Annotated in this window: 11 protein-coding genes; 5 read left to right on the top strand and 6 right to left on the bottom strand. The window is 62.0% G+C overall.

The annotated features are described in order from the left end of the window. Nucleotides 1-72 precede the first annotated feature (72 nt). Nucleotides 73-846, bottom strand: coding sequence for a ferredoxin--NADP reductase (locus V1288_RS13850; RefSeq protein WP_334357560.1), 774 nt, complete (start codon nt 844-846; stop codon nt 73-75). A 289-nt stretch (nt 847-1,135) separates the two neighbouring features. Here V1288_RS13850 and V1288_RS13845 point away from each other — a divergent pair, with 289 nt between their 5' ends. Next, nucleotides 1,136-2,134: a hypothetical protein gene (locus V1288_RS13845; RefSeq protein ID WP_334357559.1), complete on the top strand. Its 999-nt coding sequence runs from the start codon at nt 1,136-1,138 to the stop codon at nt 2,132-2,134. Beyond that, on the top strand, nt 2,134-3,450 hold the full coding sequence (locus V1288_RS13840) for a bifunctional folylpolyglutamate synthase/dihydrofolate synthase (RefSeq protein WP_334357558.1): 1,317 nt from the start codon (nt 2,134-2,136) through the stop codon (nt 3,448-3,450). The genes V1288_RS13845 and V1288_RS13840 overlap by 1 nt, the downstream gene beginning before the upstream one ends. Nucleotide 3,451: 1 nt before the next feature. Here V1288_RS13840 and V1288_RS13835 read toward each other — a convergent pair whose 3' ends face one another. Further along, nucleotides 3,452-4,336: an amino acid ABC transporter substrate-binding protein gene (locus V1288_RS13835; protein WP_442893948.1), complete on the bottom strand. Its 885-nt coding sequence runs from the start codon at nt 4,334-4,336 to the stop codon at nt 3,452-3,454. Nucleotides 4,337-4,386: 50 nt separating this feature from the next. Next, entirely contained in the window at nt 4,387-5,676 is a 1,290-nt protein-coding gene (locus V1288_RS13830; protein ID WP_334357556.1) for a dicarboxylate/amino acid:cation symporter, read from the bottom strand. A gap of 224 nt (nt 5,677-5,900) precedes the next feature. On the opposite strand from V1288_RS13830, the gene V1288_RS13825 reads away from it, so the two are divergent. Beyond that, nucleotides 5,901-6,902: an NADP-dependent oxidoreductase gene (locus tag V1288_RS13825; protein ID WP_334357555.1), complete on the top strand. Its 1,002-nt coding sequence runs from the start codon at nt 5,901-5,903 to the stop codon at nt 6,900-6,902. 101 nt (nt 6,903-7,003) lie between these two features. Here the strand turns inward: V1288_RS13825 and V1288_RS13820 are convergent, their stop codons facing one another. Together V1288_RS13820 and V1288_RS13815 are read right to left on the bottom strand one after the other, a co-directional pair. Next, the gene (locus V1288_RS13820) at nt 7,004-10,162 is read right to left on the bottom strand and encodes an efflux RND transporter permease subunit (protein WP_334357554.1); all 3,159 of its coding nucleotides are present in this window, start codon (nt 10,160-10,162) and stop codon (nt 7,004-7,006) included. 9 nt (nt 10,163-10,171) lie between these two features. Then, nucleotides 10,172-11,278 (bottom strand): efflux RND transporter periplasmic adaptor subunit, encoded by a 1,107-nt coding sequence (locus V1288_RS13815; RefSeq protein ID WP_334361306.1) that lies wholly within the window; start codon nt 11,276-11,278, stop codon nt 10,172-10,174. A 298-nt stretch (nt 11,279-11,576) separates the two neighbouring features. Between V1288_RS13815 and V1288_RS13810 the strand changes: the two genes are divergently transcribed. Beyond that, nucleotides 11,577-12,359 carry a hypothetical protein gene (locus V1288_RS13810; protein WP_334357553.1) on the top strand — a complete coding sequence of 261 codons (783 nt, stop codon included), beginning with the start codon at nt 11,577-11,579 and terminating at the stop codon, nt 12,357-12,359. 44 nt (nt 12,360-12,403) lie between these two features. Here V1288_RS13810 and V1288_RS13805 read toward each other — a convergent pair whose 3' ends face one another. Next, the gene (locus V1288_RS13805; protein WP_334357552.1) at nt 12,404-12,763 is read right to left on the bottom strand and encodes a hypothetical protein; all 360 of its coding nucleotides are present in this window, start codon (nt 12,761-12,763) and stop codon (nt 12,404-12,406) included. 263 nt (nt 12,764-13,026) lie between these two features. On the opposite strand from V1288_RS13805, the gene V1288_RS13800 reads away from it, so the two are divergent. After that, entirely contained in the window at nt 13,027-13,236 is a 210-nt protein-coding gene (locus tag V1288_RS13800; RefSeq protein ID WP_334357551.1) for a hypothetical protein, read from the top strand. Nucleotides 13,237-13,251: the final 15 nt, after the last annotated feature.

The following is a 13,251-nucleotide window of genomic DNA, read 5'->3' as shown; positions in this document are numbered from 1 at the left end:
TGCGAGCGAGGATCTCGCGGCACGTCGTCCCTGCTTTTCGCAGGGACGACAAAGAATAAAGGTTCGATCGTCTCAACGCTCGACGAACGCCTTTTCGATCACGAAATGGCCGGGCGTGTTGCCGCTGCCTTCGAGGAATCCGCCGGATTCGAACATCTGCTTCAGCTCTTCCAGCATCCCCGGGCTGCCGCACATCATGATGCGGTCGGTCTCGATATTGAGCGGCGCCTGGTGAATGTCGTTGAACAACTGCTCCGACGAGATCAGGTCGGTGATGCGGCCGCGGTTGCGGAACGGCTCGCGGGTCACCGTCGGGTAATACAGCAGTTTCTCCGACAGCAGAGGTCCGAACAGTTCGTCCTCGCGCAGCTTGGCGACCAGCTCCTCGCCATAGGCGAGTTCGGACACCTGGCGGCAGCCGTGAACGAGCACGATGGTCTCGAACCGCTCATAGACGTCGGGATCCTTGATCAGGCTCGCGAACGGCGCGAGACCGGTTCCGGTCGAGAGCAGCAGCAGGCGCTTGCCCGGAATCAAATTGTCGGTGATCAGCGTGCCGGTCGCCTTGCGGCCCACCAGGATCTCATCGCCTTCGCGGATCTTCTGCAGCTTCGAGGTCAGCGGCCCGTCTGCGACCTTGATGGAGAAGAACTCGAGTTCTTCCTCGTGATTGGCGCTCGCCATGCTATAGGCGCGCAGAAGCGGCCGGCCCTCGACCTCGAGGCCGATCATCGCAAATTGACCGTTCTGGAAGCGAAAACCGGAATCGCGGGTAGCCCGGAAGCTGAAAAGCGTATCGGTCCAGTGACGAACAGAAAGAACCTTCTCTCTATAGAATGCGCTCATGGGTTTTCGTTTTTCCTGACGTCTCGATGTAGAACGTTTCGGCTTTCGGGCCTCGAAGAGCCAAAAATCAGTGAAATCATCGGCGATTTGGCGCTTCATTTGCGCACGGCAGACACATAGTCAATATGACCTGCAGCACAATTGAGAACTCGGAATGGCTGTCGGTCTAATTTGCAAAAAGGTTCGATTCGCTTCGTTAACGCTTTCTCACGCAATTAACTTGCTGAATTCGGCGCCGATCTGGCAATAAATGACCACGTCGAATTAAGAGCGTTTCGAAAGAGATCGCATGCGAAGCCCAACTGAGTTTCGAAAGGGAAAACCGGGCTTCTATCCGGACCAGGCGGTCTATGCCGAATTTGCCTCTGCCGAATTCGGGCTGGAATTTCGCGACTTCGACGGCGGATCGGGATTGTTGTTCAGCACGGCCTCGCGCGACAGGCGGCTTTATTTCGGCGCCGGCCGATGCTCCTGGTATCCGCAGAACAACGCGACCGCTTCGACGCTGGCGTCCGATAAACACTTTGCAAGCAGGATTTTGCGGGAAGCCGGCGTACCGGCGCTCGCCGGTGAGTATTTCTTCCTGCACGCCCGCCACCGTGCACATCGCCCGGCGGGCCATGAGCGCAGCGACGCCATCGACTGTTTCAGGAGGTTGGGCGGATCGGCCTTTGTCAAGCCGCTTGCGGGATCGCGCGGCGATTTCGCGCAAGCCGTCCACGGCGAAGCCGCGCTGGTTCGCTATCTCGATGAGGTGATGAAGTATTACGACGCGGTGCTGATCCAGCCGATCGTCGAAGGTACCGAGTATCGCGTTTTCCTGCTCGACGATGACGTGCTCTATTGCGCGCGAAAATATCCGCCGTCCGTCACGGGTGACGGCGTGCACACCGTTCGTGAACTGCTCACCGCCCATAACGACGCCCTGCGCGCCCGCGGCCTGTCGCCAGCTTCAATGCCGGACCGCGATCCGTCGCTCGATGCCATTCCTGCAAAGGCAGAGCGGCGGGAGATTCCCGGGCGCATGAATCTGAGCGCCGGCGGCACCATGGTGCTGGCGCCGACGCCATCCGAAAAGGCCATCACATTGGCGCGGCAGGCCGCGCGTGCGATCGGACTTCGCGTCGCGGCCATCGACATGTTCGTCGATATCGGCGGCAATCCCGAGGCTATCGAGATCATCGAGGTCAACTCCAATCCCGCGATCCGGCTGCTGGAAGAATCCAATCGCGGCGATCTCATTCTAAAAATCTGGCATCACACCTTCTCCGCCATGGGGCTGCTGTAGTGTTCGACCTGCCGAAATATGGCGATGGCATCTGCCTCGCGCGCATGGCCGGATTATTGGAGGCGCTCGGAATCGATCGCGCGCGGCTGCAGCGCGCCTCGGTGGTGGTGACCGGCTCGAACGGCAAGGGCAGCACCGCGGCGATGTGCGCCGCTATCGCCCACGCGTATGGCCTGCGGACCGGCCTCTTCACCTCCCCGCATCTTTTTCGTTTCAACGAACGGATTCAGATCGACGGCGTCGAGATAGAAGACGATGCGCTCACTCGCCTGAAACTGCGGGTCGAAGCTGCCATCGCAAACGTCTCGAAAGCGATGGGCCAGAAGTTCGGTGCTTTCGAAGCGCTGTTTGCACTGGCCTGCCTGCACTTTCAGGAGAGCCAATGCGACTTCGTGGTGTTCGAGGCCGGCATCGGCGGGCGCTACGACGTATCGCGTATGGTCGGTGCGCGCCAGACCTGCGTCACCTCGATCGACTATGAACATGTCGAATTGCTCGGCAATTCGCTTGAACTGATCGTATCGGACAAGAGCGACGCCTGCACCGCCGGTGGGACGATTGTCTATGGCGAGAACTGTCAAAACCTGCGGCCGCATCTCGTCGAGTATAATCGCTCAGCCAGACGCACTTCGCTATTCGTCCGCGATGAAGTCGGTATCGACAACGAGATCACAGCGGCCTCAGGCCAGCATTTCGATTTCCGGTTCGGGCATCATGATTATCGCCACCTCGAAGTGAGCCTCCCCGGCGCATTCCAGTTCAACAACGCCGCCATTGCGGTCGCCGTGTTCCTGCTCTGGCTGCAACGCGAGCGGCCCCGCAAGGCTGCCGATCGAATCGAGATCGCGATACGTGCCGGTCTGCGCGATGCGCGCTGGCCCGGCCGGCTCGAAATCATCCAGCACGATCCGCTCACCGTAATCGACGTCGGCCATACCCCCGACGGCATTCGGCAATCGCTCGCAAGTCTGCTGACGATCCACGGCGCGGATGGCTGGATTCTCGTCACCGGCGCATCGCGAGACAAGAAGGCGGACGAAATTGTTGGCGCGCTAGCGCCCTCCTTCAGCATCATCATCTGCGCGGCGGCGTACCACAAGGGCGCCGAAACCGAAGGCATCGCTGCCGCGGCACGGCGCGGCAATCCCGAAGCGGATATTCATGTCGCCCCGACAATCGAGGACGCGGTGCGACTGGCGCAGGAACTGGCCAAGCTGCAGCAACGAAAAATTTATGTCGCCGGCGGACTTTTTCTGGCGATCGAATACGCAACGGCCGCCCGCGGCGGGCGTCCGCAAGACCTGCATTTCTTCTGAACTAATTGTTCCCCTGCGTCCCGTCGAGCACCTTGAAGGCTTCCTCGAGTTGCGGCGAGATCGAGACGCCAAGCTTCTCGCCAGTCGGCAACCGCGCGACGAACCATTTGTTGTAGAGCGGAATCAGATCACGGCCCGAGCCAAGCTTCTGGAAGGTGCGCTCGACCACAGCTTTCATCTGCGGCTCGCCCTTGCGGAACATGATGCCGTAGGGATCGTAGGACAGATACTCGCCGATGACCTTGAAGTAGGCCTGCGCCTTGTGCCGCGCGATCAGGCCATGGAGCAGGATATCATCGGTCGCGAACGCGTCGGCCTTGCCGTCCGCCAGCATCCGGTAGGATTGTTCGTGATCCGGCGCGGTTACGATGTTCAGCCCGAGCGAAAACTTCTTGTCGATGGTGTGCATCGCCTGCTCGTTGGTGGTGCCTTTGGTCACCACCACGGTCTTGCCCTTCAGATCGGTGGGCGCCGAGATCGAAGACGCTTTGGGCACCATCAGCTTGGTGCCGGCCACGAATATCAGCGGCGAGAACGCCACCAGCCTGGCGCGCTCGGCATTGGCCGTGGTCGACCCGCATTCGAGATCAATCTTGTTCTCCGTCACCGCCGGAATGCGGTCGTCCGAGGTGACCTTGACGTATTCGACCTTGAGGTTGGCGTCGTCGACCTCGACGCCAATCTCCTCGACGATCGCCTCGCAGAGTTCGAGGCTGTAGCCGATCGGACGGTTGGAGTGGTCCAAGAACGAGAACGGCGGCGAGCTCTCGCGATAGCCGAGACGCACGGTATGCGTCCGCTTGATGTTGGCAAGCGTCGGGCTGAGCCCTTCGCTGGCGGTCTGGGCGGACGCCGGCGTGGCCAGCAGGCAGGCGGCCAGCAGCATCCCGCCGACTCCTGCCAACCTCCCTGGGTATCGATGCATGCATCTCCCCATCAATGAGCGGCCACCGGATCACCCGGAACCACATCGTCGGGAACGACGTCATCCGGTCCGAGCTCGTGCTCCGGCTTCAGCTCGCCTTCCCATTTCGCGACCACGGCGGTCGCCAGCGAATTGCCGATCACGTTGGTGGCGCTGCGTCCCATATCGAGGAACGTGTCGATGCCCATGATCATCAGCAGGCCAGCCTCGGGAATGCCGAACTGGCTGAGTGTCGAGGCGATCACCACCAGCGACGCCCGCGGCACGCCGGCAACGCCCTTTGAGGTGATCATCAGCGTTGCCAGCATCGCCAACTGCGTGCCGAGCGACATGTCGATTTGGTAGGTCTGCGCGATGAAGACGCTGGCAAAGGTACAATACATCATCGTGCCGTCGAGGTTGAACGAGTAGCCGAGCGGCAGCACGAAGGCGGAAATCCGCGACGAGGCGCCGAAGCGGTTGAGGCCCTCCAACGTCTTCGGATAAGCGGCCTCCGACGACGCGGTCGAGAACGCGATCATCAGCGGCTCGCGGATCAAGCGCAGGAGATGGTTGTATCTCGGCCCGATCACGATGAAGCCGACCACGACCAGGATGACCCACAGGATCAGGAGCGACAGATAGAAGCCGCCCATGAACACGATCAGCTTCCACAGCACGCCGAGGCCGTTCTTCGACACGGTGGCCATGATCGCGGCCCATACCGCGATCGGCGCGAACAGCATCACATAGCCGGTGACTTTCAGCATGATGTGGGCGAGGTCGTCGATCAGCCCGAGAATCGGCTTGGCGCGATCCGGCAACGCGCCGAGCGCGACCGCGAAGAACACGGCGAACACCACGATCTGCAGGATTTCGTTCTGCGCCATCGCGTCCGCGATCGAGGTCGGGATCAGATGCGTCAGGAACTTTTCGATCGAGAAGGCCGAGACCGGCAGGCCGGTCGACTGTGTCTTGTCAGGCAGCGTGCCGGGAAAGTTGGCGCCGGGCTGCAGCAAATTGACCATCACCAGGCCGAGCAGCAGCGAGACAAAGGAGGCGCTGACGAACCAGCCCATCGTCTTGGCGAACACGCGGCCCAGCTTCGAGCCGGAGCCCATATGCGCGATGCCGCCGACAAGGGTCGCAAACACCAGCGGCGCGATGATCATCTTGATCAGCCGCAGGAACAGCATGGCGATCAAGTTTACCGATGACGCGATCTCGACGCGGCTGTCGGGCATATAGTTGAAGACCACCGTCCCCATGACGATGCCAAGCGCCATCGCGATCAGGATGAGTTGCGTGAACCTGCTGGACATTTTGCCCCCGTCTTTTTGCAACCGGCAAAGGGTGAGCTTGGCAGATTTCACAACCGTTGCAACAGACAACAGAGACCGGCGGATTTGCTCAAATGTTCCTGTTGTGGAAAGTCCACACGCCGACTAGCGTTCATGCAGCGCACAATCTGTGCAGTTGAACGCCTCGTGCGCAGTCAATTGCATCCGGAAACGCCAGAACAACAACGTCGAGGGGAGAGAACATCATGAGCGACACGGTCAATCGTCAAATCCTGCTGGTCGAGAAGCCGGCCGGCAAGCTCGGCCCCGAGCATTTCAAAATGGTCAACGGGAAGGTGCCCGAGCCGAAGGACGGAGAGGTGCTGGTGAAGGCGCGCTATATCTCGCTCGATGCCGCCAACCGGGCGTGGATGCACGGCGCCACCTATCGCGCCGCCGTCGAGGCCAACACCGTGATGGCCGGCGGCAGCATCGCTGAGGTCGTTTCCTCGAGGGCGCCCGGACTTGCCCCTGGAGATATCGTGTTCGGCGACACCGGCTGGCAGGACTACGCTGCCGTACCGGCAAAACATCTCACGAAGATGCCGAGGATGGAACCGATGACGCATCTGCTCAGCGTCTACGGCATCGCCGGCCTCACCGCTTATTTCGGTCTCCTGCACGTCGGCAAGCCCAGGGAAGGCGAGACTGTCGTGTTGTCGGCAGCCGCCGGTTCGGTCGGATCGATCGTCGGGCAGATCGCCAAGATCAAGGGCTGCAACGTCATCGGCATTGCCGGCGGCAAGGACAAGTGCCAGTGGCTGACCTCCGAACTCGGCTTCGACGCCGCGGTCGATTACAAGGACGGCGCGACCTTCAAGGCGCTTCGCGCTGCGGCCCCCAAGGGCATCGACGTCTATTTCGACAATGTCGGCGGCGACATTCTCGAAGCCTGCCTCTCGCTGATGAACAACCGCGGCCGCATCGCCTGCTGCGGCGCGATCTCGCAATATGACGGCGTTCCATCCGCCCACGGCCCTCGCGGCGTGCCCGGCCTGATCGTGGTGAAACGCCTTATCATGCAAGGCTTCATCGTGATGGATTATATGGACCAGAGCGCCGCGGCGCTCGCCGACCTGCAGTCCTGGGTCGCCTCAGGCAAATTGAAAGTGCAGGAAGACGTGATCGACGGGATCGAGAACACACCGAAAGCGTTGATCGGCCTGCTCGCCGGCGAGAACCGCGGCAAACGGATGGTGAGGGTGTAGATTGCGATCCGTAGGGTGGGCAAAGGCGCACTTGCGCCGTGCCCACCATCTACATTCGCGCTCATGATGGTGGGCACGCTTCGCTTTGCCCACCCTACAATCTAATGCGCTACACCTGCCGCCTGCGCCCCTGCCTGCTTCGCCTTGCGCTCCTTGAGCCAGTTCTCGAACCGCTGCACCACGACAAAGAAGGTCGGCACGAACAGCACGGCCAGGCACGTCGAGGCCAGCATGCCCGAGAACACCGTGATGCCGATCGACTTCCGCGCATTGGCGCCGGCGCCCGTGGCGAGCACCAGCGGGACGACGCCGAGGATGAAGGCGAACGACGTCATCAGGATCGGCCGGAACCGGGCACGCGCCGCCTCGATCGCGGATTCCAACAGCGGCTTGCGGTCGCGCACGTGTAACTCGAGCGCCACCTCGACGATCAGGATGGCGTTCTTGGCCGATAGCGCGATCAGCAGAATGATGCCGATCTGGGTATAGAGATTGTTCTCGATTCTTAGTCCCGTCAGCACCGCCATCGGGCCGAGCAGCGACAACGGCACCGCGAGGATTACCGAGACCGGCGCGTACCAGCTCTCATATTGTCCAGCCAGCACGAGATACACCAGCAGCAGGGCAAGGCCGAACGCCCAGTAGATCTGACCGCCGACGACCTTCTCCTGGTACGACATCGCCGTCCACTCGAAACCGGTGCCCGGCGGCAGCGTCTTTGCGGCGATCTCTTCCATCAGATTCATCGACTGGCCGGAACTGTAACCCGTGGCCGGCAGGCCGATGATGGTCGCCGACGGATAGAGGTTGTACAGGCTGATCAGCGACGGGCCGACGGCGGACGTGATCTTCGCCACCGCGCCGAGCGGGATCATGTCGCCCTGACTGTTGCGCACCGTCAGCTTTTCGATGTCGCGCGGCGTCAGGCGGAACTGCGCGTCTCCCTGTGCATAGACCTGGAAGGTACGGCCGAACTTGTTGAACTGGTTAACGTAGCTCGACCCCATGTAAGACGACAGTGTCGAGAAGATCTGGTCGGTGGTGACGTGCATGGTTTGGGCCTTGACCCGGTCCACCTCGACGTCGAACTGCGGCACCATCGAACGGAACGGCGAGCTGACCCGCTGCAGCGCGCTCTGCGTCGACGCATTGGAAACCACAGCGCCGGTGATGGCTTGCAGCTTGCTGAAATCGGAATTGCCGTCGCGGAGCTGGACCTGCATCGCAAAGCCGGCGGCGTTGCCGATGCCCTGGATCGGCGGCGGCGGGACCACCAGGATCCGCGCTTCCTTGATCACTGACAGTTTTTCGTTCAGGCCGACGAACAGCGATCGCAGATCCTCGCCCTCGCCGCGCGCGCTCCATTCCTTCAGGATCAGATAAGCCACGCCGGCATTGGCGAGGCTGGAAGAATTGTCCAGTGCAGAGATGCCGGCAATGGTGATCACCTGCTCGACGCCTGCCGACTTGCCGGTGATTTCGCTAACCCGCGTCAGCACGCGCTGGGTTCGATCCAGCGCAGCCCCATCGGGCAGTTGCACGGCCACCAGGAGATAGCCCTGGTCCTCGATCGGAATGAAGCCGGTCGGCACCCGCGACAGGCCGTAACCACCGATCGCGATCAGGATCAGCGCACAGATGACAGAAACATTGCTGTGCGCGACCAGCCCGCCGATCAGCCGGCTATAGGCGGCCTCGACGCGGTTATAGACCGCATTGAAGCCGCGGTAGAAGAAGTTGCGCTGTTCCGGCGGCACCGGACGGCGCAGCCATAGCGCACACTGGGTCGGCTTCAATGTCGCGGCGTTGACGGCACTCAGCAGCGCCGTCGCAGCGATGACCAGTGCGAACTGCGAATACATCCGGCCGGTCAGTCCCGGCAGGAAGGCCGACGGCAGGAACACCGAGATCAGCACCAGCGTGATGCCGATGATCGGCGCAAACAGCGCGTCCATGGCGCTGATCGCCGCGTCATGGCCTGACATCCCCTTCTCGATATTGTGCGCCGCGCCTTCCACCACGACGATGGCGTCATCCACCACGATGCCGATCGCGAGCACGATCGCAAACAACGTCGAGATATTGACGGTGAAGCCGAGCGCCGCCATCGCCGCGAAGGCACCGATGATAGTCACCGGCACCGTGGTCGCCGGCACCAGCATCGCGCGCCAGTCCTGCAGGAAGATCAGGATCACGATCAGCACGAGGAGGCCGGCCTCGATCAGCGTCTTGTAGACCTCGTTGATCGATTCGGTGACGAATTTGGTGGTATCGAACGGCGCGTCGTAGACCACGTCCTGCGGAAACGCCTTCGCCAGCACCTCCATCTTCTTCTTGACCGCCTGCTCTACCTCCAGCGCATTGGCGCCGGGCGACTGGAACACGCCGATGCCGGTGGCCGGCTTGTTGTTGAGCGAGAAGATCTGGCTGTAGGTCTGGGCACCGAGCTCGACCCAGCCGACGTCGCGCACACGCGTGACGTCGCCGCTATTGCCGGTCTTGACGATCACGTTCTCGAACTCGCTGGTATCGTCGAGCCGCCCGCTGACGTTCAGCGTATATTGGAACGCCTGCCCTGAAGGCGCCGGCGGCGCGCCGACCTGGCCCGCGGTGACCTGCTGGCTCTGTTGCTGGATCGCCGAGATGACGTCCTGCGGCATCAGGTTGCGCGCCTGCAGCTTGTTCGGATCGAGCCAGACCCGCATCGAATACTGGCCGGCGCCGAATACCGTGACGTTGCCGACGCCGGGCAGACGCGACAGCTCGTCGCGGATATTGATGGTGGCGTAGTTCGACAGGAACAGGCTGTCATAGGTCGCTTTCGGCGACGTCAACGTCACGAACAGCAGGATCGCCGTCGACTTCTTTTGCACGGTGACGCCCTGGTTCTGCACTGATTGCGGCAGTTGCGCGAGCGCGCTCGAGACCCGGTTCTGCACCAGCACCTGCGCGAAGTTGAGGTCAGTGCCGATCTTGAACGTCACCGTCAGTGAATAGGAGCCGTCGGCGCCGCTATAGGACTGCATGTAGAGCATGTCCTCGACGCCATTGACCTGCTGCTCGATCGGCAGCGCCACCGTGTCGACCACGGTTTTCGCGCTGGCGCCGGGATAGCGGGTCGTCACCTGCACCGTCGGCGGCACGACGTCGGGATATTGCGCGACGGCGAGCCGGAACAGGCTGACGCCGCCGATCAGGATCATCAGGATCGCGATGACGTTGGAAAGAACCGGTCGCTCGATGAAAAATTTTGAAATCATGGCCGGCTCCTATCTGGCCGACGCCGGTTGCGCTTCGACTGTCTTCAGTTGCGGATCGACCTTCTGACCGGGAATCGCGCGCAACAGCCCGGCGGTAATCACCCGGTCGTCGGCCTTGAGCCCCTCCTCGATCACGCGCAGTTCGCCTTCCAGCGGCCCAATTCGAACCTTGCGCTGCTCGACGATATTCTCGCCGTTAACGACCAGCAGGTAACGTCCGGACTGATCGCTGCCCAGCGCAACATCAGGCACGAACAGCGCGTTCTGCACCTGGTCCATGGGGACGCGGACGCGTACGAAGAAACCCGGCAGCAGGACGCGGTCCGAATTGGGCAGCACGCCGCGCACCGGAAGCGTACCGGTCGACTGGTTCAGCGTCGCCGCGGCGTAGTCGAGCTTGCCCTGGTGCGGAAAGCCGGTTTCGGTCTGCAATCCGACCTCGACCGGCAACTGCCTGAGATCGTCCGGCGTCATCCCGCGTCGGCGAGCTTCCTCCCGGATCCGCAGCACGTCCTGTTCGTTGACGTTGAAATTCACATAGATGGGATCGAGCGCCACAATGGTGGCGAGTTGTGTCGGCGACGAGGCGCCGACGAGTTCGCCGACGGAAACGAGATGCGCGCTGACGACGCCGTCAAACGGCGCGGTCACGTTGGTATAACCGTAATTGACCGCCGCGATCTTGGTATTGACCTGGGCCTGCAGCAGGTTCGCCTGCGCGTTGTCGCGGGCGGAGGTGGAATTGTCCAGCGTGGCCTGGGAAACGGCTTGCCGCTGCACCAGCTCCTGTTGGCGCTTGAAGTCCGCCTCGGTCTGTCTCACCGATGCCTGCGCGCCGCTTTCCGCAGCCTGCGCCTGATCGAGCTTCAGCTTGTAGGTGTCAGGCTCGATCGTGAACAGGGAGGTGCCCTCCTTCACGAAGGCGCCGTCCTTGTAGTTGATCGATTGCAGAAAGCCCTGCACGCGCGCGACCAGATCGACATTCTTGATCGCGGCGGTATTGCCGGTCGTTTCCAGATAGCGCGTGAAAGGCCGCTGCACCGGCACCGCGACATCGACTTTCGGCGGCGGTGGTGGGACGAAAGTATTTTGTTCGCAGGCACTTAAGAAGCCCATCGCCGCAATTGCGAAACCTGCGCGGCAGGCTACGGCGCCTCTTTGTGCGGCGGTGCCGTATGATCTGAAGCGTGCAGGCGAACGCGAAGCCTTCATTTTTGGTGCCCCAATAGGTTTGTTCTGGAAAAGGCTTTATTCAAAAACTGGCTTTCCGCCACCCCATGAAAATAGCAACAATCCGCTTGCAGCGGAATCGGAAAGCGAAAATGATGCAGCCCGCTTTTTTCTGAAAGACACATTCAAAGATTTCACTTCGGTCGAAGCGGCGGCTTCCGGCGACGACAAAGGATTTATTCAAATGATCAACACGTTGACGCGCGCGAGAAAGCTTGGACCGTTACTGGCGGCCGCCCTGTTCGCAACCGCAGCACCCGCGCTGGCGCAAGCGCCGAGCCAGGCGCAACGCGACGCCATCCAATCGCAGTGCCGCTCCGATTATATTGCGCATTGCTCCAGCGTGCCGCCGGGCGGCGAGGCGTCGCTGCAATGCCTGCAGAAGCACATGTCGGGGCTATCATCGAGCTGTCAGAGCGCGGTGCGCGCCGTGGAAGCGCCGGCGGCTGCGCCAGCCAGGCCGGCCGAGACCGCGGCGCCGAAAACCGCTGCTCCTGCGGCTGCAACGACTGCGGCGCCCAAAGCTGCCGAACCAAAGGCTGCAGCAGCCCCCGCAGCCGGAGAGCCGACCAGCGCACAGATTTCCGCCATCCGCAGCGCGTGCCGCTCCGATTATCCAAAGGTCTGCGCGGGCGTGCCGACCGGCGGCGCGCCGGCCCTGCAATGCCTGGAAAAGAACAAGGCGAAGCTTTCGGCCGGTTGCGAGAAGGCCGTCGCCGCCGCCAGCGGCGGTGGAGCGCCAGCGGCTGCACCTGCGGCAGGCACGGCGCCGGCCGCCATCGTGCTGCGGCCGATGCGGCCGCGTGAAGAACTGTTCGTGCTGCGGTCGGCCTGCGGCGCCGACGTCCGCACGATTTGCGGCGGCGTAGCGCCGGGCGGCGGCCGTATCGTGCAGTGCCTGGCGACCAATGCCGCCCAGCTTTCGCCGGCCTGCAAGGACGTTCTGTCCCAGTTCGCGGCACGATAGTCACGCGCCCCGCGGCGGTCCTTCATTGATCCGGGGGCCGCCGGTCACTCGCCGCCGCGGAAGGCGAGGATAAGCTGAATGAGCCGTATCGACAGCGCGACATAAAGGATCGCCATCAGGGTTTGGTACGCAATATGCCAATTGAGCTTGGCGAGCTTGTAGAGGCCGTCGACGAAGTTCAGCAGCAGGAGAATGACGCCGAAAAACATGACGCCGCGGCCGACGAGGCCATGGCGCAGATAGCCGAACAGCACGATCGCCGGCTCACTGCTCGAGACATGGGCGCCGGCCGAGACGATCAACGTCCCGATGATCAGCTTCTCGACGTGAGAAAATACTTCCTTGGAGACCGGCTCGACATGTTCGGAATAGAACGCCAGCCATTTGGCTCTGACCTCCGTCATGGGTTTTCCTTGGGTTTTCCTCAACAATGAATGGGCGCATCACTACAGCGGGTCCACGATCAGGAAGCAAGAACGCCGCCTGCCTGGTTTGCGGATAGTCCGGGACGAAGCGAGGGATGGCCGGCGTTCATGCTGGCCGGCACCGAAACCAGATCGGCGTGCCAACACGCCGTGACAGGCATCCGCAGAACCTTGCGAAGAAACTTTCACGAAAAGGACTTTCAAAACCTGAACATCAACCAGTCATAGTCCGGGAGACCAACATGCGTTCCTTCCTGCTGATGGCAGCCGCCGTGCTGTCCTTTTCCGCCACCATGACGTTCGAAACCACCGAGGCCAACGCCGTGGTCTGTGCCCGCGGCGTCGTTCGGGCCGGCTGCGCCGGAGCGCGCGGCGCCGTCGTCGTCCGCAAGCCTGCCGTGGTCTGCAGGACCGTGGTGGTGAACGGCGTGAAGGTTCGCCGCTGCACCTGAGCCACAGGTGTCTTG

This window comes from Bradyrhizobium sp. AZCC 2176, assembly GCF_036924645.1.
Lineage (GTDB): Bacteria > Pseudomonadota > Alphaproteobacteria > Rhizobiales > Xanthobacteraceae > Bradyrhizobium.
This window is presented reverse-complemented; position numbering and strand designations above follow the sequence as displayed.

Coding starts and splice junctions, on each gene's coding strand:
- V1288_RS13850 (WP_334357560.1), bottom strand. CDS start 846: ATGAGCGCATTCTATAGAGAGAAGGTTCTTTCTGTTCGTCACTGGACC.
- V1288_RS13845 (WP_334357559.1), top strand. CDS start 1,136: ATGCGAAGCCCAACTGAGTTTCGAAAGGGAAAACCGGGCTTCTATCCG.
- V1288_RS13835 (WP_442893948.1), bottom strand. CDS start 4,336: ATGCTGCTGGCCGCCTGCCTGCTGGCCACGCCGGCGTCCGCCCAGACC.
- V1288_RS13830 (WP_334357556.1), bottom strand. CDS start 5,676: ATGTCCAGCAGGTTCACGCAACTCATCCTGATCGCGATGGCGCTTGGC.
- V1288_RS13825 (WP_334357555.1), top strand. CDS start 5,901: ATGAGCGACACGGTCAATCGTCAAATCCTGCTGGTCGAGAAGCCGGCC.
- V1288_RS13820 (WP_334357554.1), bottom strand. CDS start 10,162: ATGATTTCAAAATTTTTCATCGAGCGACCGGTTCTTTCCAACGTCATC.
- V1288_RS13815 (WP_334361306.1), bottom strand. CDS start 11,278: ATGGGCTTCTTAAGTGCCTGCGAACAAAATACTTTCGTCCCACCACCG.
- V1288_RS13810 (WP_334357553.1), top strand. CDS start 11,577: ATGATCAACACGTTGACGCGCGCGAGAAAGCTTGGACCGTTACTGGCG.
- V1288_RS13805 (WP_334357552.1), bottom strand. CDS start 12,763: ATGACGGAGGTCAGAGCCAAATGGCTGGCGTTCTATTCCGAACATGTC.
- V1288_RS13800 (WP_334357551.1), top strand. CDS start 13,027: ATGCGTTCCTTCCTGCTGATGGCAGCCGCCGTGCTGTCCTTTTCCGCC.